Source organism: Atopobium minutum 10063974, from assembly GCF_000364325.1.
Lineage (GTDB): Bacteria > Actinomycetota > Coriobacteriia > Coriobacteriales > Atopobiaceae > Atopobium > Atopobium minutum.
In genome coordinates, this window is the sequence record NZ_KB822533.1 from 252803 (window position 1) to 269336 (window position 16534).

The 16534-nt window shown below is 45.3% G+C and carries 31 protein-coding genes; 22 read left to right on the plus strand and 9 right to left on the minus strand.

Annotated elements, in window-relative coordinates:
• Nucleotides 1-68: 68 nt before the first annotated feature.
• The 3 genes from HMPREF1091_RS01175 to HMPREF1091_RS01185 all read right to left on the minus strand — a co-directional run bounded on the left by HMPREF1091_RS01175 (nt 69) and on the right by HMPREF1091_RS01185 (nt 1053).
• Nucleotides 69-314: a DNA-binding protein gene (locus HMPREF1091_RS01175; protein ID WP_002562996.1), complete on the minus strand. Its 246-nt coding sequence runs from the start codon at nt 312-314 to the stop codon at nt 69-71.
• The gene (locus HMPREF1091_RS01180) at nt 314-706 is read right to left on the minus strand and encodes a TIR domain-containing protein (RefSeq protein ID WP_002562997.1); all 393 of its coding nucleotides are present in this window, start codon (nt 704-706) and stop codon (nt 314-316) included. The genes HMPREF1091_RS01175 and HMPREF1091_RS01180 overlap by 1 nt, the downstream gene beginning before the upstream one ends.
• A gap of 155 nt (nt 707-861) precedes the next feature.
• The gene (locus HMPREF1091_RS01185; RefSeq protein WP_002562998.1) at nt 862-1053 is read right to left on the minus strand and encodes a helix-turn-helix domain-containing protein; all 192 of its coding nucleotides are present in this window, start codon (nt 1051-1053) and stop codon (nt 862-864) included.
• A gap of 134 nt (nt 1054-1187) precedes the next feature.
• On the opposite strand from HMPREF1091_RS01185, the gene HMPREF1091_RS01190 reads away from it, so the two are divergent.
• From HMPREF1091_RS01190 to HMPREF1091_RS01200, 3 genes are all read left to right on the plus strand, one after another.
• Nucleotides 1188-1835: a helix-turn-helix domain-containing protein gene (locus HMPREF1091_RS01190; protein WP_002562999.1), complete on the plus strand. Its 648-nt coding sequence runs from the start codon at nt 1188-1190 to the stop codon at nt 1833-1835.
• Between the two features lie 8 nt (nt 1836-1843).
• Nucleotides 1844-2191, plus strand: coding sequence for a hypothetical protein (locus HMPREF1091_RS01195; protein ID WP_002563000.1), 348 nt, complete (start codon nt 1844-1846; stop codon nt 2189-2191).
• 242 nt (nt 2192-2433) lie between these two features.
• Nucleotides 2434-3504, plus strand: coding sequence for a tyrosine-type recombinase/integrase (locus HMPREF1091_RS01200; protein ID WP_002563001.1), 1071 nt, complete (start codon nt 2434-2436; stop codon nt 3502-3504).
• 275 nt (nt 3505-3779) lie between these two features.
• Here the strand turns inward: HMPREF1091_RS01200 and HMPREF1091_RS01205 are convergent, their stop codons facing one another.
• The 4 genes from HMPREF1091_RS01205 to HMPREF1091_RS01220 all read right to left on the minus strand — a co-directional run bounded on the left by HMPREF1091_RS01205 (nt 3780) and on the right by HMPREF1091_RS01220 (nt 6905).
• Complete coding sequence (locus HMPREF1091_RS01205) at nt 3780-4850, minus strand: site-specific integrase (RefSeq protein WP_002563002.1); 1071 nt, start codon at nt 4848-4850, stop codon at nt 3780-3782.
• Between the two features lie 225 nt (nt 4851-5075).
• Nucleotides 5076-5582, minus strand: a complete 507-nt coding sequence (locus tag HMPREF1091_RS01210; protein WP_155887828.1) for a hypothetical protein — start codon at nt 5580-5582, stop codon at nt 5076-5078.
• Nucleotides 5570-6268 carry a DUF3800 domain-containing protein gene (locus HMPREF1091_RS01215; RefSeq protein WP_002563004.1) on the minus strand — a complete coding sequence of 233 codons (699 nt, stop codon included), beginning with the start codon at nt 6266-6268 and terminating at the stop codon, nt 5570-5572. The genes HMPREF1091_RS01210 and HMPREF1091_RS01215 overlap by 13 nt, the downstream gene beginning before the upstream one ends.
• Before the next feature lies 1 nt (nt 6269).
• Entirely contained in the window at nt 6270-6905 is a 636-nt protein-coding gene (locus tag HMPREF1091_RS01220) for a LexA family protein (RefSeq protein ID WP_002563005.1), read from the minus strand.
• Between the two features lie 120 nt (nt 6906-7025).
• On the opposite strand from HMPREF1091_RS01220, the gene HMPREF1091_RS08545 reads away from it, so the two are divergent.
• Together HMPREF1091_RS08545 and HMPREF1091_RS08290 are read left to right on the plus strand one after the other, a co-directional pair.
• On the plus strand, nt 7026-7289 hold the full coding sequence (locus tag HMPREF1091_RS08545; protein WP_002563006.1) for a helix-turn-helix domain-containing protein: 264 nt from the start codon (nt 7026-7028) through the stop codon (nt 7287-7289).
• Entirely contained in the window at nt 7286-7462 is a 177-nt protein-coding gene (locus HMPREF1091_RS08290) for a hypothetical protein (protein ID WP_021736127.1), read from the plus strand. The genes HMPREF1091_RS08545 and HMPREF1091_RS08290 overlap by 4 nt, the downstream gene beginning before the upstream one ends.
• Before the next feature lie 781 nt (nt 7463-8243).
• Here HMPREF1091_RS08290 and HMPREF1091_RS08195 read toward each other — a convergent pair.
• Nucleotides 8244-8411, minus strand: a complete 168-nt coding sequence (locus tag HMPREF1091_RS08195) for a YjzC family protein (RefSeq protein WP_002563009.1) — start codon at nt 8409-8411, stop codon at nt 8244-8246.
• 115 nt (nt 8412-8526) lie between these two features.
• Between HMPREF1091_RS08195 and HMPREF1091_RS08550 the strand changes: the two genes are divergently transcribed.
• Genes HMPREF1091_RS08550 through HMPREF1091_RS01235 form a run of 3 tightly spaced genes read left to right on the plus strand, consistent with a single transcriptional unit; the run spans nt 8527 to nt 9153 of the window.
• Nucleotides 8527-8748, plus strand: a complete 222-nt coding sequence (locus HMPREF1091_RS08550) for a helix-turn-helix domain-containing protein (RefSeq protein ID WP_002563010.1) — start codon at nt 8527-8529, stop codon at nt 8746-8748.
• Nucleotides 8732-8929, plus strand: a complete 198-nt coding sequence (locus HMPREF1091_RS01230; RefSeq protein WP_002563011.1) for a helix-turn-helix domain-containing protein — start codon at nt 8732-8734, stop codon at nt 8927-8929. The genes HMPREF1091_RS08550 and HMPREF1091_RS01230 overlap by 17 nt, the downstream gene beginning before the upstream one ends.
• Before the next feature lie 2 nt (nt 8930-8931).
• Entirely contained in the window at nt 8932-9153 is a 222-nt protein-coding gene (locus HMPREF1091_RS01235; protein ID WP_002563012.1) for a hypothetical protein, read from the plus strand.
• Between the two features lie 105 nt (nt 9154-9258).
• Here HMPREF1091_RS01235 and HMPREF1091_RS01240 read toward each other — a convergent pair whose 3' ends face one another.
• The gene (locus HMPREF1091_RS01240; protein ID WP_002563014.1) at nt 9259-9582 is read right to left on the minus strand and encodes a hypothetical protein; all 324 of its coding nucleotides are present in this window, start codon (nt 9580-9582) and stop codon (nt 9259-9261) included.
• A gap of 84 nt (nt 9583-9666) precedes the next feature.
• Here HMPREF1091_RS01240 and HMPREF1091_RS01245 point away from each other — a divergent pair, with 84 nt between their 5' ends.
• The 14 genes from HMPREF1091_RS01245 (at nt 9667) to HMPREF1091_RS01305 (ending at nt 16507) form a co-directional block, all read left to right on the plus strand.
• Complete coding sequence (locus HMPREF1091_RS01245; protein WP_002563015.1) at nt 9667-10449, plus strand: phage antirepressor KilAC domain-containing protein; 783 nt, start codon at nt 9667-9669, stop codon at nt 10447-10449.
• Nucleotides 10450-10458: 9 nt separating this feature from the next.
• A complete protein-coding gene (locus tag HMPREF1091_RS08295; protein ID WP_002563016.1) occupies nt 10459-10605 on the plus strand; it encodes a hypothetical protein in 147 nt (48 codons plus the stop codon).
• Nucleotides 10602-11051: a hypothetical protein gene (locus HMPREF1091_RS07930; protein ID WP_002563017.1), complete on the plus strand. Its 450-nt coding sequence runs from the start codon at nt 10602-10604 to the stop codon at nt 11049-11051. The genes HMPREF1091_RS08295 and HMPREF1091_RS07930 overlap by 4 nt, the downstream gene beginning before the upstream one ends.
• The gene (locus HMPREF1091_RS01255; RefSeq protein ID WP_002563018.1) at nt 11052-12113 is read left to right on the plus strand and encodes a DUF1351 domain-containing protein; all 1062 of its coding nucleotides are present in this window, start codon (nt 11052-11054) and stop codon (nt 12111-12113) included.
• Complete coding sequence (locus HMPREF1091_RS07935; RefSeq protein WP_002563019.1) at nt 12113-12967, plus strand: hypothetical protein; 855 nt, start codon at nt 12113-12115, stop codon at nt 12965-12967. The genes HMPREF1091_RS01255 and HMPREF1091_RS07935 overlap by 1 nt, the downstream gene beginning before the upstream one ends.
• Before the next feature lie 9 nt (nt 12968-12976).
• Complete coding sequence (locus HMPREF1091_RS01265) at nt 12977-13366, plus strand: single-stranded DNA-binding protein (RefSeq protein ID WP_002563020.1); 390 nt, start codon at nt 12977-12979, stop codon at nt 13364-13366.
• Between the two features lie 8 nt (nt 13367-13374).
• On the plus strand, nt 13375-13644 hold the full coding sequence (locus HMPREF1091_RS01270; RefSeq protein ID WP_002563021.1) for a DUF6378 domain-containing protein: 270 nt from the start codon (nt 13375-13377) through the stop codon (nt 13642-13644).
• A complete protein-coding gene (locus HMPREF1091_RS01275; protein ID WP_002563022.1) occupies nt 13635-14054 on the plus strand; it encodes a Lin1244/Lin1753 domain-containing protein in 420 nt (139 codons plus the stop codon). The genes HMPREF1091_RS01270 and HMPREF1091_RS01275 overlap by 10 nt, the downstream gene beginning before the upstream one ends.
• 630 nt (nt 14055-14684) lie before the next feature.
• Entirely contained in the window at nt 14685-14909 is a 225-nt protein-coding gene (locus tag HMPREF1091_RS01280) for a hypothetical protein (protein WP_035424420.1), read from the plus strand.
• Entirely contained in the window at nt 14906-15223 is a 318-nt protein-coding gene (locus tag HMPREF1091_RS01285; protein ID WP_002563024.1) for a hypothetical protein, read from the plus strand. Before HMPREF1091_RS01280 ends, HMPREF1091_RS01285 begins: the two co-directional genes overlap by 4 nt.
• A 186-nt stretch (nt 15224-15409) precedes the next feature.
• Nucleotides 15410-15592 (plus strand): hypothetical protein, encoded by a 183-nt coding sequence (locus HMPREF1091_RS08300; protein WP_021736124.1) that lies wholly within the window; start codon nt 15410-15412, stop codon nt 15590-15592.
• Nucleotides 15570-15782, plus strand: coding sequence for a DUF551 domain-containing protein (locus tag HMPREF1091_RS01295; RefSeq protein WP_002563026.1), 213 nt, complete (start codon nt 15570-15572; stop codon nt 15780-15782). Before HMPREF1091_RS08300 ends, HMPREF1091_RS01295 begins: the two co-directional genes overlap by 23 nt.
• Nucleotides 15783-16214 carry a DNA N-6-adenine-methyltransferase gene (locus HMPREF1091_RS01300; protein WP_002563027.1) on the plus strand — a complete coding sequence of 144 codons (432 nt, stop codon included), beginning with the start codon at nt 15783-15785 and terminating at the stop codon, nt 16212-16214. It abuts the gene before it with no gap.
• Nucleotides 16215-16294: 80 nt separating this feature from the next.
• On the plus strand, nt 16295-16507 hold the full coding sequence (locus tag HMPREF1091_RS01305; RefSeq protein ID WP_002563028.1) for a helix-turn-helix domain-containing protein: 213 nt from the start codon (nt 16295-16297) through the stop codon (nt 16505-16507).
• Nucleotides 16508-16534: the final 27 nt, after the last annotated feature.

A 16534-nucleotide genomic window follows, 5' to 3' on the forward strand; every position in this document is an offset into this window, starting at 1 on the left:
ACTTTGGCGAGTAGGGGCGCTCATTCTTTTTTTGCGGCTCGACTAGGCGCAAATACGTAGCATGCCTGCTATTTAGTGTGGGTGCTTGCAAGGGCAAGCTTTTGTATGTATGCATACAGTGTCTCTTTCGTGTAGTAGGGATACTTCGCATTCGGAAGACGTACACAGGGCAGTGGATTGTATCTTTGCTCTGTGAGCTCACGGACTTTTTCTTCTCCGATGCCGAGATAGCGCGCAGCTTGGCGAGTGGTGATAAGAAGCGGTCCGTCTGGGGCGACGAGCTTCCTTTTTTGCGTAGGAGTTTTCTCATCCATCACAACTCCTTTTTGAACTCGATGTCTGACAAGTTCACGCACTTAATGCCACAAGCTTCTGCGACAATACGCTCAATAGTGGCGCCTTCTGAATGGCACCAGCCGGGAAGCGATACCAATACATCAAAAGCAGGGCGTCGCCAAGATTCACTTACGACAGGGCCGTGATTTTCGCTTACCCCCACGTGGTAGGTCAGCTCATTTAAGCAAATGAGCATTGCTTGTTCGTGGGTGGCGTAGGGCGATACGTTTCTCATGGGGTTGTAGATAAACTTGGGGTCGTGCGTGGCTATACGCTGTTCTGCCAGCTCGAAAGCCTTATGTGCTTGTGCAAGGCTTTCTGCAGATGTCACAGGTCCACTTAGATACACACGCTTGTTTGTAAGTTGCATAGTGTCTCCAATAAATAGCTCTCGATATTTCCTAGCAGTTCTTCTAATGAGGGCTGCCAACATGCAAGCGCTCATGAGCTAGAGACGCTTGGTTGCTGCTATTCAACTTTCAAGGTACGGCGTAGTGCAGGTGGTACAGCGTGGTGCAGACGGCGCTAATCGAGGAAATCGGTTATCTTGCAGCCGATAGCACGAGCAAGGGCAATCAATGTCCCAATACCAGGATTGGGAGTCTTGCCAGTCTCGATAAGAGTGATGGCGTACTCCGTCACATCAGCTTCGTATGAGATCTCTCGCAGGGTCTTGCCACTTGCCTTGCGCAGCTCGCGCAGTTTCTTTCCGTTCATTTGGTCACCTCCTCTTGGTAACTACTTAATATCTAAGTGGTACAAACATACTTAAGTATTAAGTGCTTGTCAATAATATTTTTTGGGATAATATCTAATATGTAAGTATTTATGCAAAAAAGAGCAGGTATAACATGCTTTATGAGTTAAAAAATATCCGAAAATCAAGTGGATATACTCAGGCAGGAATGGCGAACGCCATTGATGTCCCTCTTAGCACATACAGAAACTGGGAACAATGCTTAAACGCTCCACAGGATATAGAAACGATTAAAAAGATTGCCGACATTCTGCATACAAGCATGGAATCCCTGCTTGGCTATGACGCTGTTTTGCCGGGATATATTTCAGAAAATATTGATGACCATTTTGTCTACGTGCCATTATTTGGGCGCATTGCTGCTGGTGAGCCGCTTTATATGGATAAAGTAGACAACCATGTACTGACGCCTAAAGAGCTTACACGCAAGTATCCTCACGCGTTTTTCTTGACCATTGACGGTGAGAGCATGAATCGTGTCTTGCCAAATGGCTGTTATGCGCTCATTAACCCAGACGAAAAGCAAGTAATCGATGGTGTGGCATATGCCGTTTGTGTAAACGGCTACGACGCTACTGTAAAGCGTGTAAGGCAACTGGAAAACGGCGTTGAGCTGGTGCCTGACTCAACAGACCCAACATTTCATCCAATGGTATACGACCATACTGTGGCTGGCACTGAGTCAATTACGATCATCGGACGCGTTGTTTGGTACACCGTACCGTTTGATTTTGAGATATAGGTGCGGTCATGTATCCAGAAGCAGAGAAGTTATTAAGAGAATTAATTACTTGCTCAAAAGATGGTGCAGCGTACTGTAAGGATGTGAGAAGCGTTGCATTTTCTGAGCTAAAAGAATGCGATATGTTCGCAGATGTAAGGCCGTATGCTTCTGGTGGTGCATATATAAAACTGTCAACCAAGGCTTTTCATTACTTCGAGGAGAAAGAAGCAGAAGACAAGCGAACAAGAGAAAAAGAGCTAGAAGAGAAGAGAGCGCAAAGAAAAGGTGCTCTGCGCGATATTGGCCTAGTGGTCTTAGGCGCAGCCTTAACTTTTTTATTCCAGCTCCTCGCTTCTTTTTTAAAGCTTGGTTAGCAAAAGAAAAAAGATGGCAGATAGCTCGACAATGATAAATGCAAGATGTATTTCGTATTTGTCCATAATGTGTTCTCCTATCTTCATTTGACAGGAGAATAGGGGGAAGGTAACAGAAATGATGTAGCAATTCTACCGTCTAAAGTATCTATAAAAATTGCCCTCGTCGCATCCGCCAAGACAAAACGAGGGCATGGCTACATGGAGTGCAACCATGGCTAATTATATATCAGGTGGTCGGTATGGCCATCGATAAAACACCTAGTGGAAAATGGCGTGTACGCGTCGAAATTGGACGCGATGCAAACGGATGCCGCAAACGCAAAACAGGAGTATTTCCCACCAAAAGAGAAGCTAAGGCAGCAGAGCATCTGTGGAGTGAGCTCGCACGTAAGAATGTCGTTGTGCGCGAGTCTATGACGTTCGGGCAGTTTGTGGACACGGTGTATCTGCCACAAGCAAAGACGCGTGTCCGGTACAACACGTACAGGATGTATGTACGTGATTTAAAGCTCCGATTGCTGCCAGCTTTTGACCATATAAAAATGGAAGATATTACGCATGAGCGCATTCAAGCAGTTCTGGGTGCATGCAGTAGTTACAAAGTGGCCACCAATACGCGTGACACACTTAGGCAAGTACTCAATGAAGCCGTGGCGTTTGGCTATATCAATTCAAATCCCGCCACACAGCGCTATACCATGCCAAAGCGTGAAGTGTATCCAGAAGATCATAACGGCGACTGGCTTACAAGTTTTGAACAGCATGACGCATTTATCGACAAAATAGACAACGAACTCTTTAAGACAATAGCAGTCTTAGGGCTGTCTCTAGGCTTGCGCAAAGGCGAGATATTCGGTCTTAACTGGGAGGATATAGATTTTGACAAACGCCTTGTGCACGTGCAGCGTACCTACGTTAATGAAGAGCATGGCCACAAACTCATGCCGCCTAAGACAAAGAAGAGCGACCGTTATATACCGCTGCGTAAAAGCATTACTAAATGGCTATATGAGCTCTATGAGCGCCGCGAAAAGCCTACAGGCGCAATATGCGTTAATTACAAAGGACGGCGTGCAAATCCGCGTGTGGCGTCTCATAGATGGCTGGCATACGTAAGAAAAAACAATCTTCCATACGTTACAATGCTCAATATGCGACATAGTTTTGCAACTGCCTGTTTGATGGCTGGTATGGAGATAAGCAAGGTGTCACGCTATCTTGGCCATGCGTCCATTAACACAACAGTTGCGCGTTATGTACGCTATAAAGCAGAAGATATGGTGAGCGATTTCGATAGCTTTATAGAATAAAAAAGGGTCATAAATGGGTCATGCGCTGCTCGTAAGACAGCACGAAAAATGAGCTGCTATCTGTAGGTGTTCTGATTTATTAGAACACTTACAAAAAGCGTTCAAATCCCTCCCTCTCCGCCAGTGTTTTGATGCAAAATACCCCTGTTTACCTGCATAAATATAGTTTATTTACTCACCTTATCTACCTGCTGCTACTCTAAGTGTTCTATAAGTGTTACCTGGGCGGCTCTAAGTGTCGGGACATTTTAGGGGACAATTTTGGGACAATATTTTTAAACCACAAAGCGGTCAAAATCATCTACCATATCAGCGGCTTTGTAGCGCACATATCGAGCAACGGTTGTATTGATGGATGTATGGCCAAGATAGCGAGACACCTTACTTATCTCCATGCCAGCCATAAGGCAGCTTGTGGCAAAGCTATGGCGCATATTAAGAATTGTTACGTATGGCAAATTATGGCGCTTTAAATACTTCACCCACTTGCAAGCCGTAGAAGCAGGATTTGCGCGCTTTCCTAGCTGGTTTAGACATATTGCCCCTGTAGGCTTATTGCGGCTTTCATAAAGGGCGTAGAGCCACTGTGTGGACGTTTTACGTAGTGGCACATAGCGGTTGCTCTTCCTTGTTTTTGGCGGCATGAGCTTGTATCCGTCCTTCTCTTTTACGTAGGTGCGCTGCACATGTACAAGGCGTTTAGAGAAGTCTATGTCCTCCCAATCAAGACCGAATATCTCGCCTTTGCGTAAACCCAAAGACAAGCCAAGTATGGACACAGTCTTAAACAGCTCATTATCTATTTGGCTAATAAACTCGTCATGCTGCTCAAAACTGGTAAGCCAGTCTCCGTTGTGGTCTTCTGGATATAACACACGTGCAGGTAATACGTATTTATCCGTTGCGGGATTACTTTTTGCATAATGTAGTTCTGCAGCGACGTTTAATACTGTCCTTGCGGTGTTTAGCGCGTTTTGAGCCACTTTATAGCTTGAGCATGTATCAATCATTGTCTGAATATCATCATGTGTAATACGGTCTATTGGTTTGTTTTTAAACGCAGGTTTTAATCTAAGTTTAATATCGCGCTTATAAGCTTTAAGTGTGTTATAACGTATGCGTTTTTCTGTGCGAGGTAGATATACATAGTCTACAAACTCAGTAAAACCCATCTTCTCACGTAAAATAACCTCTTTACGTGCCAGCTCGCTCCACATGTGCTCTGCTGCTATGGCTTCTCTTTTTGTTTTAAATGTCCCTGTTTTACGCTGGCGTTTACCGTTGTGGTCTCTGCCAATTTCAACGCGCACACGCCAGTTGCCAGATGCTGTTTTATTAATGGTCATGCCGACCACCTGGTATATACTTATTCATGGTTACACCTCATGTAGCCGTGCCCCTGTTCACTCTTGGCGGATGCGACAGGGGCAATTTTTAAATAGAAAAGTAAATATTTTTTGTTTGGTGCAAAATATATTTACTATTTACGTGAATAGGGTAATATCTTAATTGAGTCCTTTGCTTAAAGCTTTGGATGTGGCAACGCCTCGGAGCCGAAATCCGGGGCTTTTTTATGGTCGAATTTTTGAAGTAAAAACACTTCGTTTTTTTACTTTGTTAACATAATTGCTATCACTTGGGTAAGCACTGCGAATAATATATTCGTTGCCAACCAAGCCAAGTAGTACTAAATAATTCTCGTTTTTTGGATCGATAACTAATTGCACAACATCAATCTTCCCTTTTTTGTTCGTCTGCTTATATACGTCAGCGGCAACATTACCAAGTAATACCTGTTTTAATAGAGGTAAGCGCTTAACTCTTTCCAAGTCTAAGTGGGTAAGTGGATTCATTTTTTCGCGTCCCATTTCATGCCTAGAAACTAGATGCCACCATGTGCTTTCATATTGTAAGTTAATAATATGCGTGCCATCCCAAGCAATTAGATTCTGCAATTCAGAGAAGTAAAATTCTTTTGATAGGCTACTCGCAAGAAATAAATCACACCCAAGCCCTTTATAGCATTTTGATAAGTCTAAATATCCGCTTGCATCAATCGAGTAACTCATTGGCACCACGGGAATCCATAAGCGCCGAAGTGAAATACATTGAATTTATCTTCATTTGGACCGGTGGTGTATCCATTTAGAGTTTTAACTGACAGATGATTGGCGATTAGTTCACATACGGCTATTTTGCTTTTACTTGCACCATGTAATGCATATGTTTCGTTCCATTGGTATCCAAGAGCGCCAATAAGCAAATCCGCAAGTTGAATTAAGTCATTTTCATAAGATTCAACTTCCTCTATGAACTTAACTGATGTGCCAAACATCCGTGTATTAATAGTACATTGGCGCAATTTTGGTATGCGCGTTTTATCATCTACTCTATGGTCTATAAAGATATGGTACTGGCATCTACGGTCAAGCCAGTTATTGAAGACCTGATAGTAAGTTTTTTGAAATCTATCATTATTTGATGCAAATTTTGTCTTTTCTTTATCAAGCAATACACAACGAAAATGAAGACAATCTTCTTCAAAAAAGTAATTGATAAGATTCTCAAAGTAATGAGTTTTGCTTGGACAAACTGTTTTCCAGCCAAACTCACCTTGTACGTTATGTTTATAACGCAACTGATGTATGCGATGCACAATACGCTGCTTCTCGTCTTGAGGGCACATAACTCCACCAATACACATAAATTGCCCTGGCGAATCAACTCGGCTTTCATCGCAATATACGTTATATACGTTTTTCATACTACCCTCTCCATCCATCGGGGGCGGTATATGACACTGCTTTGCCAACCATATGCACCTCAGGAGCTTCTGGGTCAGTCTTGTCAATGACGCGGTCTCTGTATTCCACGTCGTAACTTTCTGGATGCAGACGCACGCTATCGCCTTCGTAATACACACGTTTCAGTGTTGCATCGTCTCCATTAACAAATACAGCAGCTATATCGCCGTTGTTGATGGTAGCGTCTGGGTCTATAAGCACCAAAGAGCCTTCTGGAAAGACGCGGTTCATAGAATTGCCCGCCACTGTAAGCCAAAAAGCACGGTGGCGGTTACGCATAAGCGTATCTGGTGTGCCATGGTATTCATCTGAGGCAGTAAGAGCTTCACGTGGTGTGCCTGCTGCAATGCGTCCCAGGACTGGAACTTGTACGGTTTCGACGGCTCGTGCTTCAACGATACCGTCAATACCAAGTAAATAATTTGCTGGCACATTAAGAACTTCTGACAGCGCGCGAACAGTAGACGAGCGCATATCTCGCTTGCCCCATTCATAGTTTTGGTAGCCAGTAACTGTCATGTCAATAGCTTCAGCGACTTGTTGTTGAGTAAGTCCAGCCTTCGCCCTGGCATCTGCCAATCTGTTGGGGTACTTCATTTTACATCTCCTTAAATAACAACATATGTTCATTAAATACTAAAAAAGTACTTGCTACTAGACACATTTGTTGTTATTCTACAAGTATTAATTAACAACAAATGTTGTTTGGAGGTGAAAATGGAAGGCCGACTAATCGCGTCTGAGCGTGTTCGTATTGGCCTTACGCAAGGCCAATTGGCGCAACTGGTATCTGTAACACCAGCAACTGTTAGTAGGTGGGAGCTTGGGAAATTTGAACCGTATGGTTCAAATATTGCAAAGCTAGCCGATATTTTCGGTTGCTCTACAGACTACCTACTTGGTTTGTCAGATGAACGGAAGCCACTTGCACGTGTAAGCACTACCTGTACTACTCCACAAGCACGAAAGGAGAGAAGTTGACCGATTACCTGTTAGGAGTGATTGCAAGTTTGCTTTTGGCTCTTACATTCCGTGGATTTGAAATCAACGAGAAGCTCCGCAAGACCAACAGCAAATTGGACGCCATAGCCAAGTGGCATAGGAACGGAAGCGGCGGCTATGGAAAGCACGAGAAGCACGACGCGAACAAGTAACAACATCTTAGGACTTTGCTCACGCGAGCCAGCCTTTAAATGCTTCGGTTTATGTTTGCCAATCCGCTCCATGAATGAAGCGTAAAGCCTATGTCACGAAGCACTACCTGTACCTTGAAACCCGAATAGCTCAGTAGAGAAGGCAGATTGGAGCTGCAATGTTCAAAAAGCTACTCTCATGGATTGCTAACAGTCTGTTCAAGTATGTAACGTTGCCTGAGCAAAGCATAGAAATAAGAGAAGTTAGGCGTTATCTGCAATCCACTGATGATAAAGCTCAATGAGATATAAAGCAGTGTCTTCACTTATTGCGATGCAAGCGCTTACAACATCATCTCTATTTAACTTCCCATCTTTTGCGTACTCGTTAACTGCATGTTTTTGTAATTCCAAACGCTCTTGTTGTTTCTCAGGATTGTTTACCAGCTTAAAAAATCGTCAAAGTTTTTCATCTTTAAACCTTCTTTCAAGCCTTCTCTACTGAGTTATTCGAATTGTACCTTCTCAACCGAATACCAGATATGACGTGTCATGTGGAGCATGCACGCCCGCTATCTGCATGTTGGCAGCCCTCACACGAAGAACTGCCAGTGATATCAATTTATCTATTGGAGGAAATATGCATCACTACATTACTAAGTATGAAGAAGACGGCCATTTTTGGTCTGAAGCGTGGATACAGATAAACATTTTTGATTGGTGTTTTTGCTTTTGGAAAGTACGTATCCAGCTAAGTTAAACATAAAAAGCCCCGTTTAACGTCTGGGGCTAGGACGTGGAACTAAGATTTTTGCCACTTATTACCAGCTTGAGAAGTTGGCGGGAGCCTATCACCTGGGTCAATGGTTACAACACGTGGATGATCTAGCACACCACCACGTGGCCCCGTCTCAATGTATTTGCCTGGATGCTGGTTATCTTCGCCAGGCTTATGTAATGGCTTGGCCATAGTTCACCTCCTTTCAAAGTAACGCAAGAACATATGTTCTCTTTAGTATTCAGTATACAACATCTTGTATAGATATGTATAAGAAGCCACAAAATATTGTTGTTTGGGGATTCCCATGAAATCAAATATCAAGGCAATACTTACATGCTCTAGCAAGACCATGCGTGATGTAAGTCGAGAAACTGGAATCTCTTACACCACATTGATGTTTTACCAACGGAGTGGTTTTGAAAATGCCCCGTTTGGTCGCGTGTTAGCCATTGCACGGTATCTGGGGTGTAGACCAGAAGACCTAATCACCGAAGAGGAGGATCAAAAGCATGAAATCGAACATTAAGAACCTGCTTGATGAGCGCAATCTTACATGGCGTGACCTAAGCCGCCTGACAGGCATCCCATACCGAACACTGTTTAAGTATCAAGCAAAGTCCATAGCTGGTATGCCATTGCGTCGAGTTTTAGCAGTCACAAAAGCTCTTAGTTGCTCTGCTGAAGACTTAGTAACCGAAAAGGACTAGCTATGGACGATACAAGCACCGAGCACCTACTGCTTACCACACGTCAAGCAGCACGATACATAGGCATTGGCGATGAGAAAGTACGCGAGCTTACCGAGCAAAAGCACAATCCTTTGCCAGTGATTTACCTGCCAAATGCTCGCTATCCGTATTACACAAAAGAGCTTATCGACAAATATTTTATGTCGCTTGCAGTACCAAAGATTGGAGAAAAGAATGGTTAACGGCGAACACCCATGGAAGCGCGCAGTACTAACAGGCTTTATTGCCGGCTTTATAGGTCAAGCAATTCTAAGGTTGATTGACTTGCTTATCTTAAAATTAGCAGGCTAACAAGTAGCTCTATCAAACGGAATCCGACACCACCCACTATTGCGGCAAATATTGATGGTCCAAGAGCGTGTAAATCCATATAAGTTTGGAATCGAATGAATCGAGTGAATATCGCCGTTCCAACCGTAGCTGACTTTCATATATTGCGTATTGTTGCGGTCTTCCTCATACCATCCAAATAGAAGAATCTCTATCTGCTGTTGTGTAAGCAACTTTTCATCAAAGCTTTGCAAGGCGAGTTTTGGCAAGTTTTGAAATGCGATGTCGTGTTCACTGCCAATCTTTTCAATTTCAATGAAACCAATCTTGAAATCTCGCATTCCAAACCACCTTTTCTAATCAATAAAGAAAGTCCGCAAAGAGTAGCCGCTCTTTACGGACACGTCCAGAAATGAGGTAAAACCATGGACAACAACATTGTACAAGTATTTTCTAACTCACGTTTTGGTGAGCTGCGCACCGCTGGCACACCAGAGCGCCCCGAGTTCTGTGCTAAAGACGTAGCGGCCGCGCTTGGCTATAAAAATACTAATGATGCCATCAAGCGCCATTGCCGTGGGGTCGTGAAACGCTACCCCATCACTGATGCACTTGGACGAGCTCAAGATGCGTCATTTATTGGTGAAGGTGACCTATATCGCCTTATCGCGTCAAGCAAACTTGAGAGTGCACAACGCTTTGAGCATTGGGTGTTTGATGAAGTACTTCCCGCTATCCGCCGAGACGGCGGCTATATGGTCGCCAAAGACGAAACACCAGAAGAGACTATGGCACGCGCCTTTATCATCGCGCAAGGCACCATCGAGCGCCAAAAGGCACGCATTAGCCAGCAAAGCCGCCAAATCGAAGAGATGACACCCAAGGCACTTTTTGCCGATGCAGTAGCAGCTTCTGATGGCACTTGTCTTGTAGGCGAACTTGCCAAAATGCCCACGCAAGCAGGCTTTAAAGTCGGTCAAAACCGTCTCTTTAAGCTTTTGCGCGATGACGGCTACCTTGGCAAGCATGGATGTAACCGCAACGTGCCTAAGCAGCGCTACATCGAACAAGGACTTTTCCGCATCAAAGAAACCGCTGTTACGCATGCAGATGGGCATGTAACGTTTAACCGCACGCCTAAATGCACAGGCAAAGGACAGCGCTATTTCCTTGCTAAGTACGCTCGCGCAATGTCTATCCAAGCGTAGGGAGCAATCATGTTACATATCGAACTTTCAGACCGCGTAAAAGCGGTCATTTTCGTTGTGCTGTTTCTCATTGTCTTTGGCATTGTGGGGCGCATGGATTGTGAAGACTACGCCCTGACGCATAAGCAAGTACCAGCACAGGAGCTGCACTTATGAGCCGCCAGCGTGCTAAAGGCACGCGCTTTGAAACGGCCATTGTCCGTTGGCTGTGTTCCAGGACTAACAATGATGGTTCAACCATCTACCGCAAGGCTCTTAGTGGTATGCGCGACACGGGAGACATCCACATTGAAGCTCACGGCATGATAGGCATCATCGAAGCGAAAGACCACAAGCAAGTGGCACATGCACTTGTTGAGCGATGGCAAGGCCAGACAATAGCTGAGCGCAATAACGCACACGCAGAGTTTGGGCTGCTTGTAATACATACAGCAGGCTGTGGAGCTACAGAGAAAAGTCCCACGTTTGGGCGAAACGTTGTTCGTATGACTTTGCGTGATCTCTCCCGTATCTCAAGCGCTGTTATTCGTATCGACGGACACGAAGACAGCCTGTGGGTGCAGATTACTTTAGACGATTTACTAACCCTTTTGGAGGATTAAATGGCAACCAAAAAAGACGCTGTAGTAGAAGCTACAGCAACCGTAATTGACAACGAACTGACCAGTCTGTCAGATATGGATATGTGGCTATCCGAGCAATCAACAAAAGTTGAGAGCGTACTCAAAGACTTTGCCCCTCACACCATCGTTGACGCGTCAGACTACAAGCAATCCAAGCGCGAGCGCACTGCCGCACGCAAGGCAATTGCAGAGATTGAAGAAGCACGTAAAGCTAAGACAAAAGCAGTTAAAGAAGCTGTCCGCGATTTTGAAACCAAAGTTAGAGACTTACTAGAGCCACTGTCATCTATTGATGCCAATTACAAAGCAGAGATTGAGTTGTGGGAAGAACAAGCCTATCAACAAAAGCTTAGTTATGCTCGTGAAGCCTACGAAGATATGGCACCTGCGCTTGTGGAATTGGTGCCATTTGAGCGCATACGTGACAAGTACTCTAAAGACGAGGGTTGGGACAAGTTCACAGTCACAGACGAGAAAGTGCGTCTGTCAGTTGAGGGCCACATATCCCAGATTGCAAACGATGAGAAGACTATCGATGTAATGGGTCTTGACGCAGACGAAACTGCAGCTCTGAAAGCCGACTACTTTAGTTGTCTAGATTTAGGCGATGCCATGCGCCGCTCCACCGAGCGCAGACAGCAGCGTGAGCGTGTGGCTGCCCTTGAAGCCGAGCGCAAGGCTCGTGAGGAAGAGCGAGCACGCCTAGAAGCTGAGATGGCAGCACAAGCTGAGCAAATGGCTGCAAGTGAGCCAATAGTTGCTCAAAACGCCCCACAGCAGGCCACACAAGTACCAACAAAGCCTATGGATACAGGCTCTGTAATGACACCTGAGCAATACGAAGCAATTACTGGTGAAGTCCCCAATGTAGCAGTGGCTCCCGCACCACAAGCGCCCCAAACGCAAAGCCAGTGGGCATTTTGCGGCTACTGCACACAAGCTCAGGCATCTGAGTTGCAAGAGTTCTGCGCACGTATTGGCATTTCTCGCATCAAAGCGTTTGACACCCACGGCAAGCAATACATCTTAAGGAGCAAGTAATGGAAACAACACTAGCTACGACTGCGCCAAGCCTTCCCGACCAAATGAGTATCTCTAAGGCGCTCGCACAATCTGACATCATTCCTGTGTCTTATCGTGGTAAGGCTGCTAACGTCCTTGTGGCTATGCAGTTTGGCCAGTCTATGGGTTTGTCACCTGCCGAAAGCCTGTATCGAATTAACGTCATCAATGGCAAGCCGACTATGAGCGCTGAGCTTGTAGCGGCACAGGTACGCAAGGCAGGCCATAAACTGCGCATTTCAAAAGACGAAAAGCACATGAGTGCTACTTGCACAATTGTTCGTTGCGATGACCCAGATTATCCGTTTAGTGCCACTCGCGATGCTTCCTGGGCACATCAAATGAAGCTCGATACCAAGGATAACTACCAAAAGCAGCCGCTCACCATGCTCACGTGGCGAGCTATTACAGCGTGTGCTCGTGAAGCTTGTCCAGAAGCTTTGTTCGGCGTTGCCTACACTCCAGATGAAATGTTCGACTTTGCAAGTGCAGAACATATGCCTAAGAACTCACCAGACACCCCACAAGAGCCGATTGTAGTTGAAGCCGAACAAGTATCAGTTGAGCCACAAACAACGTCTCAAAACGGCTCTGGTGCGACAGACAGGATGCAACCAATCCGCAATCTGTTTGCTGGATACCGAGAAGCCCGCGGTGGCATCGATAGCACAACAGCAAGCGCAGAACTTGCGGCAGTGATGGGAGCGCGATCAATGAGCGATGAACTTACCGACGAACAAATTGCTACTTGTGTAGCCGCGATGCAAGACACAATTTCAAGATTTGAGCAGATAAACCAACCAGATTACGCACAAGAAGACATCGAGTTTTAAGGAGAGTTCATGAGCATTAACTGCGTAAATATCTCGGGGAACCTCACCCGTGATGCGGAAGTGAAATACACGACTACAGGCTCACCAATTCTTAGTTTTGGTATTGCCATCAATGATCGTGTAAAGAACTCACAAACGGGCGAGTGGGAAGACCGTCCCAATTTCGTTGACTGCGCTCTATTTGGCTCTCGTGCTGAATCGTTGTGCCAGTGGCTTGTCAAAGGCACCAAAGTAGCAATTGCAGGGCGGTTGCATTACAGCTCATGGGAGCGCGACGGGCAGAAGCGCTCAAAGCTTGATGTCATCGTAAACGACATTGAGTTTCTGAGTACATCCAAAGCTAAATCACCTACTGTGTCTGTGCCTTCACAAGTTATTGATGATGACATTCCATTTTAGGAGGGACTATGAGCGAGCGTGAAAAACTTTTGCAAGACGCTATCAACACCGTATGCGGGGAGCGCCAAGACCAATATGGTGACGTGGAAGACTGTTTTGCAGATATAGCCGTTTTTTGGGCGATGTATCTTGATACAGCTGTCTGTGCTCGTGATGTAGCCAACATGATGGTACTGCTTAAAGTGGCACGTAATAAGGCATCATGGCACCGCGACAACTGGGTTGATATAGCTGGATATGCCGCTTGCGGAGCTGAGGTTGACAAGCCATGCCAGTAACACAGCAACAGGTCAATGCCGAAGCTGCAAAGCCTTTACCGTACTTTAGCCACGATAACAACGCAGCCGAAGACATTAAGTGTCAACGGCTGCTTGTTCGTGATGGGTTTGAGGCGTATGGGCGCTGGTGGCGTGTATGCGAGCTTATGGCAATGTACACAGGGCACAAGGTACCGTTTTCTACTGAAGAAGACTTTTTCATTTTGGCTAAACAGCTCATGTTTGATGACGAGCAGAAACTTATTGAGTTCATAAAGCTTTTAGCCGATGTGGGTCTTATCAGTTCTGAAGCTTTAGGCAATGGCGAAATTGTCAGCGACAGGATGAACGCCAACGCCCAGACAATTGGGAAGCAGAGAGCCGCTGGACTGTTGGGTGGACGACCTAAGAAGAAGTCAAATGATGAGTAAAAACCTACGGTTGGCATTCATCAAAACCGTTACAAAAACCCTGGGTTTTAGAACCCCTAAACAAGTAAAGAAAGTAAAGAAAGTAAAGAAAGTAAAGAAAGGTTTTACGTCTCACGTAAAACGTAAAACCTTTCTTCTTGAAAGGTTAACTAACAAGTAAGTCTTTCTCTTTGGTTCTTTCTCTTTGTTGAAAACTTTTCGCGACTAAAAATCTTTGTCGAAAACTTGCGAATGGATGGTGAACATTGGCAAATCGAAAACCAAACTTGGGGCATTTGCCCCATCCTCCCCAAGACATAAAACCTCCACAAATATGGAAAGGTTGGACGTCTAAAGAAATATCAATTTTGTTTGACCATCCAGACATGACAGCAAAAGAGCTACACGATAGCTATTTGCCAAGACACACCCCTAAAGGTATCCAGCGCATGAGAGAGCGTAAAGGGCGTTATAAGCCAACCAGACGCCTTGTGTGCTGTAAATGCAATGAACGTCCCGTGTGGGTCGAAAGCCCATCTGCAAAGCGTCTGTGGCTTTGCAAAGGGTGTTATCTCGAAGAGGAAAAACAGCGCCTAGCAGAAACGAAGCTTGAAACACGTATCCGAAAAAGGAGAAGCAGGAAAAACCATGATGAGTAATAACTACCCACCAACTACTTACGACGCAGACCCATCTGCACCATGGAACCAACAAGCACCTACAGTTATGTGCAAAAACTGCAAGTATTTTTTTATCAATCCAGATTTTATCGCCCCTACGTTTGGAGTGTGTCTGTGCGATGCGTGTAATGGTGATATGCAAGATACCGAGCTTGTACGTGTGTTTTGGAGCTGTGAAGAAGGCGAATACAAATGACGTACAAGCCTTGGACCACCAAAGAGATCAAAGCTCTTAAGTATGGCTTTGAGCAGGGTTATGGTTCCACGCATAGAGCCTGGAATGACCTGTTACCAAAACGCAGCTGTAACGCCATAGCACAACAGGCAAGAGTGTACGGCTTTCGGACACGTACCTATAAGCTATGGAGCAAGCAAGATGACGAAACTATCTTGCGTATCTTAGACACACTTTCAGGAGAGCTGCAAGTTACAAAACACCAGCTTATGGGGCATATATCCGAGTTATACCGCGATGAAAGCCGGAACAAAAAATATAAAACCCACGAGTAAGGATTGACGATGTTAAGCAACCGATACTGTAGGGATGCTCAAACAGCCGAAGAGTATCTTCTCAGGTGCTTATTTCAGGCAGAGGACGAGCGCGATGAAGCGGTCGCATACTGTGAAAAAGTACGTGCAGCTGAAGAAGAGCGGACGTGCCGGATTGTCTTCACCGACACGAGCCATTGGACGGACGTGGGCCGCGAGTACGACTGCGAGTTCACTTGCAGCGCCTGCGGATGCGACCTCACCGATGACTGGGGTGACGCCATCGATTCCTGGATGCACAACAACGGTGACAAGCCGTTTAATTACTGCCCCAGCTGTGGTGCACGTATTGTAAAAGGAGATAAAAATGGAATGGATACCAGTAAGTGAGAAGCTTCCTAAAGACGATGCTCCAGTGCTAATTACGATCGCCGTTAACAATAGCATTATGGCTATGGGCGTTCCTGGCCACATCGCATTTTACGATTGTGATTGTGGCTGGCAATACACCGGTGGCATGTCAGTTGGATATCCTGTCGTTGCTTGGGTGCCGCTACCAGAGCCTTATGAGGTGGAGTAGATGACTGCCTTTACTAGTGGCTTACGATCAAGCACAAGTAACGAATGGACAACCCCTAAGTATCTATTTGACGAGCTTAATCGTGAATTTAAGTTTACGGTAGATGCAGCAAGTACACACGAAAATGCACTTGTAGACAAACACTGGACGATTGAAGAAGATGGCCTGTCTCAGTGCTGGGACAACGAACGCGTATGGTGTAATCCACCATACGGCAGGCAGATTGCTAAGTGGGTTAAAAAGGCTTCTGAAGCAGTGGGAGGGGTTGTGGTCATGCTCATTCCAGCACGTACAGACACAGCTTACTGGCATGATTACATATTTTCTAACGCATCAGATATCAGGTTTATTTGCGGGCGCTTGCACTTTAGCAACAGTAAAAACGCGGCCCCATTTCCGAGTGCGATAGTGGTTTTTGAAAGATGGCAATAACACAAGCAAAATCGATTAGTCAAACTTTACGACTTAAAAGCAAAGTATGAAATGAACTTCATTGTATCTAGGGAGGATATATGGAACGCTACAACACGGATGATAAAGCGCCAATGTTCGCAAACACAAGCGATTTTGCAGCAATGCTAGGGCTTAGTAGGGGTTATGTTATGCGCCTATGCCGCGATGGCGCTATTCCTGCCGTTAAGTTTGGCAAGACTTGGCGTATTGATACTAATGCCGCTCTTAAGGTTATGGGCTTTTCTGCCAATGGTAAAAACATTGTAGGTTAAACTTGAACGAAATGAATATAAGAAGGG

Coding starts and splice junctions, on each gene's coding strand:
- HMPREF1091_RS01175 (WP_002562996.1), bottom strand. CDS start 314: ATGGATGAGAAAACTCCTACGCAAAAAAGGAAGCTCGTCGCCCCAGAC.
- HMPREF1091_RS01180 (WP_002562997.1), bottom strand. CDS start 706: ATGCAACTTACAAACAAGCGTGTGTATCTAAGTGGACCTGTGACATCT.
- HMPREF1091_RS01185 (WP_002562998.1), bottom strand. CDS start 1,053: ATGAACGGAAAGAAACTGCGCGAGCTGCGCAAGGCAAGTGGCAAGACC.
- HMPREF1091_RS01190 (WP_002562999.1), top strand. CDS start 1,188: ATGCTTTATGAGTTAAAAAATATCCGAAAATCAAGTGGATATACTCAG.
- HMPREF1091_RS01195 (WP_002563000.1), top strand. CDS start 1,844: ATGTATCCAGAAGCAGAGAAGTTATTAAGAGAATTAATTACTTGCTCA.
- HMPREF1091_RS01200 (WP_002563001.1), top strand. CDS start 2,434: ATGGCCATCGATAAAACACCTAGTGGAAAATGGCGTGTACGCGTCGAA.
- HMPREF1091_RS01205 (WP_002563002.1), bottom strand. CDS start 4,850: ATGACCATTAATAAAACAGCATCTGGCAACTGGCGTGTGCGCGTTGAA.
- HMPREF1091_RS01215 (WP_002563004.1), bottom strand. CDS start 6,268: ATGAAAAACGTATATAACGTATATTGCGATGAAAGCCGAGTTGATTCG.
- HMPREF1091_RS01220 (WP_002563005.1), bottom strand. CDS start 6,905: ATGAAGTACCCCAACAGATTGGCAGATGCCAGGGCGAAGGCTGGACTT.
- HMPREF1091_RS08545 (WP_002563006.1), top strand. CDS start 7,026: ATGGAAGGCCGACTAATCGCGTCTGAGCGTGTTCGTATTGGCCTTACG.
- HMPREF1091_RS08195 (WP_002563009.1), bottom strand. CDS start 8,411: ATGGCCAAGCCATTACATAAGCCTGGCGAAGATAACCAGCATCCAGGC.
- HMPREF1091_RS08550 (WP_002563010.1), top strand. CDS start 8,527: ATGAAATCAAATATCAAGGCAATACTTACATGCTCTAGCAAGACCATG.
- HMPREF1091_RS01230 (WP_002563011.1), top strand. CDS start 8,732: ATGAAATCGAACATTAAGAACCTGCTTGATGAGCGCAATCTTACATGG.
- HMPREF1091_RS01235 (WP_002563012.1), top strand. CDS start 8,932: ATGGACGATACAAGCACCGAGCACCTACTGCTTACCACACGTCAAGCA.
- HMPREF1091_RS01240 (WP_002563014.1), bottom strand. CDS start 9,582: ATGCGAGATTTCAAGATTGGTTTCATTGAAATTGAAAAGATTGGCAGT.
- HMPREF1091_RS01245 (WP_002563015.1), top strand. CDS start 9,667: ATGGACAACAACATTGTACAAGTATTTTCTAACTCACGTTTTGGTGAG.
- HMPREF1091_RS08295 (WP_002563016.1), top strand. CDS start 10,459: ATGTTACATATCGAACTTTCAGACCGCGTAAAAGCGGTCATTTTCGTT.
- HMPREF1091_RS07930 (WP_002563017.1), top strand. CDS start 10,602: ATGAGCCGCCAGCGTGCTAAAGGCACGCGCTTTGAAACGGCCATTGTC.
- HMPREF1091_RS01255 (WP_002563018.1), top strand. CDS start 11,052: ATGGCAACCAAAAAAGACGCTGTAGTAGAAGCTACAGCAACCGTAATT.
- HMPREF1091_RS07935 (WP_002563019.1), top strand. CDS start 12,113: ATGGAAACAACACTAGCTACGACTGCGCCAAGCCTTCCCGACCAAATG.
- HMPREF1091_RS01265 (WP_002563020.1), top strand. CDS start 12,977: ATGAGCATTAACTGCGTAAATATCTCGGGGAACCTCACCCGTGATGCG.
- HMPREF1091_RS01270 (WP_002563021.1), top strand. CDS start 13,375: ATGAGCGAGCGTGAAAAACTTTTGCAAGACGCTATCAACACCGTATGC.
- HMPREF1091_RS01275 (WP_002563022.1), top strand. CDS start 13,635: ATGCCAGTAACACAGCAACAGGTCAATGCCGAAGCTGCAAAGCCTTTA.
- HMPREF1091_RS01280 (WP_035424420.1), top strand. CDS start 14,685: ATGAGTAATAACTACCCACCAACTACTTACGACGCAGACCCATCTGCA.
- HMPREF1091_RS01285 (WP_002563024.1), top strand. CDS start 14,906: ATGACGTACAAGCCTTGGACCACCAAAGAGATCAAAGCTCTTAAGTAT.
- HMPREF1091_RS01295 (WP_002563026.1), top strand. CDS start 15,570: ATGGAATGGATACCAGTAAGTGAGAAGCTTCCTAAAGACGATGCTCCA.
- HMPREF1091_RS01300 (WP_002563027.1), top strand. CDS start 15,783: ATGACTGCCTTTACTAGTGGCTTACGATCAAGCACAAGTAACGAATGG.
- HMPREF1091_RS01305 (WP_002563028.1), top strand. CDS start 16,295: ATGGAACGCTACAACACGGATGATAAAGCGCCAATGTTCGCAAACACA.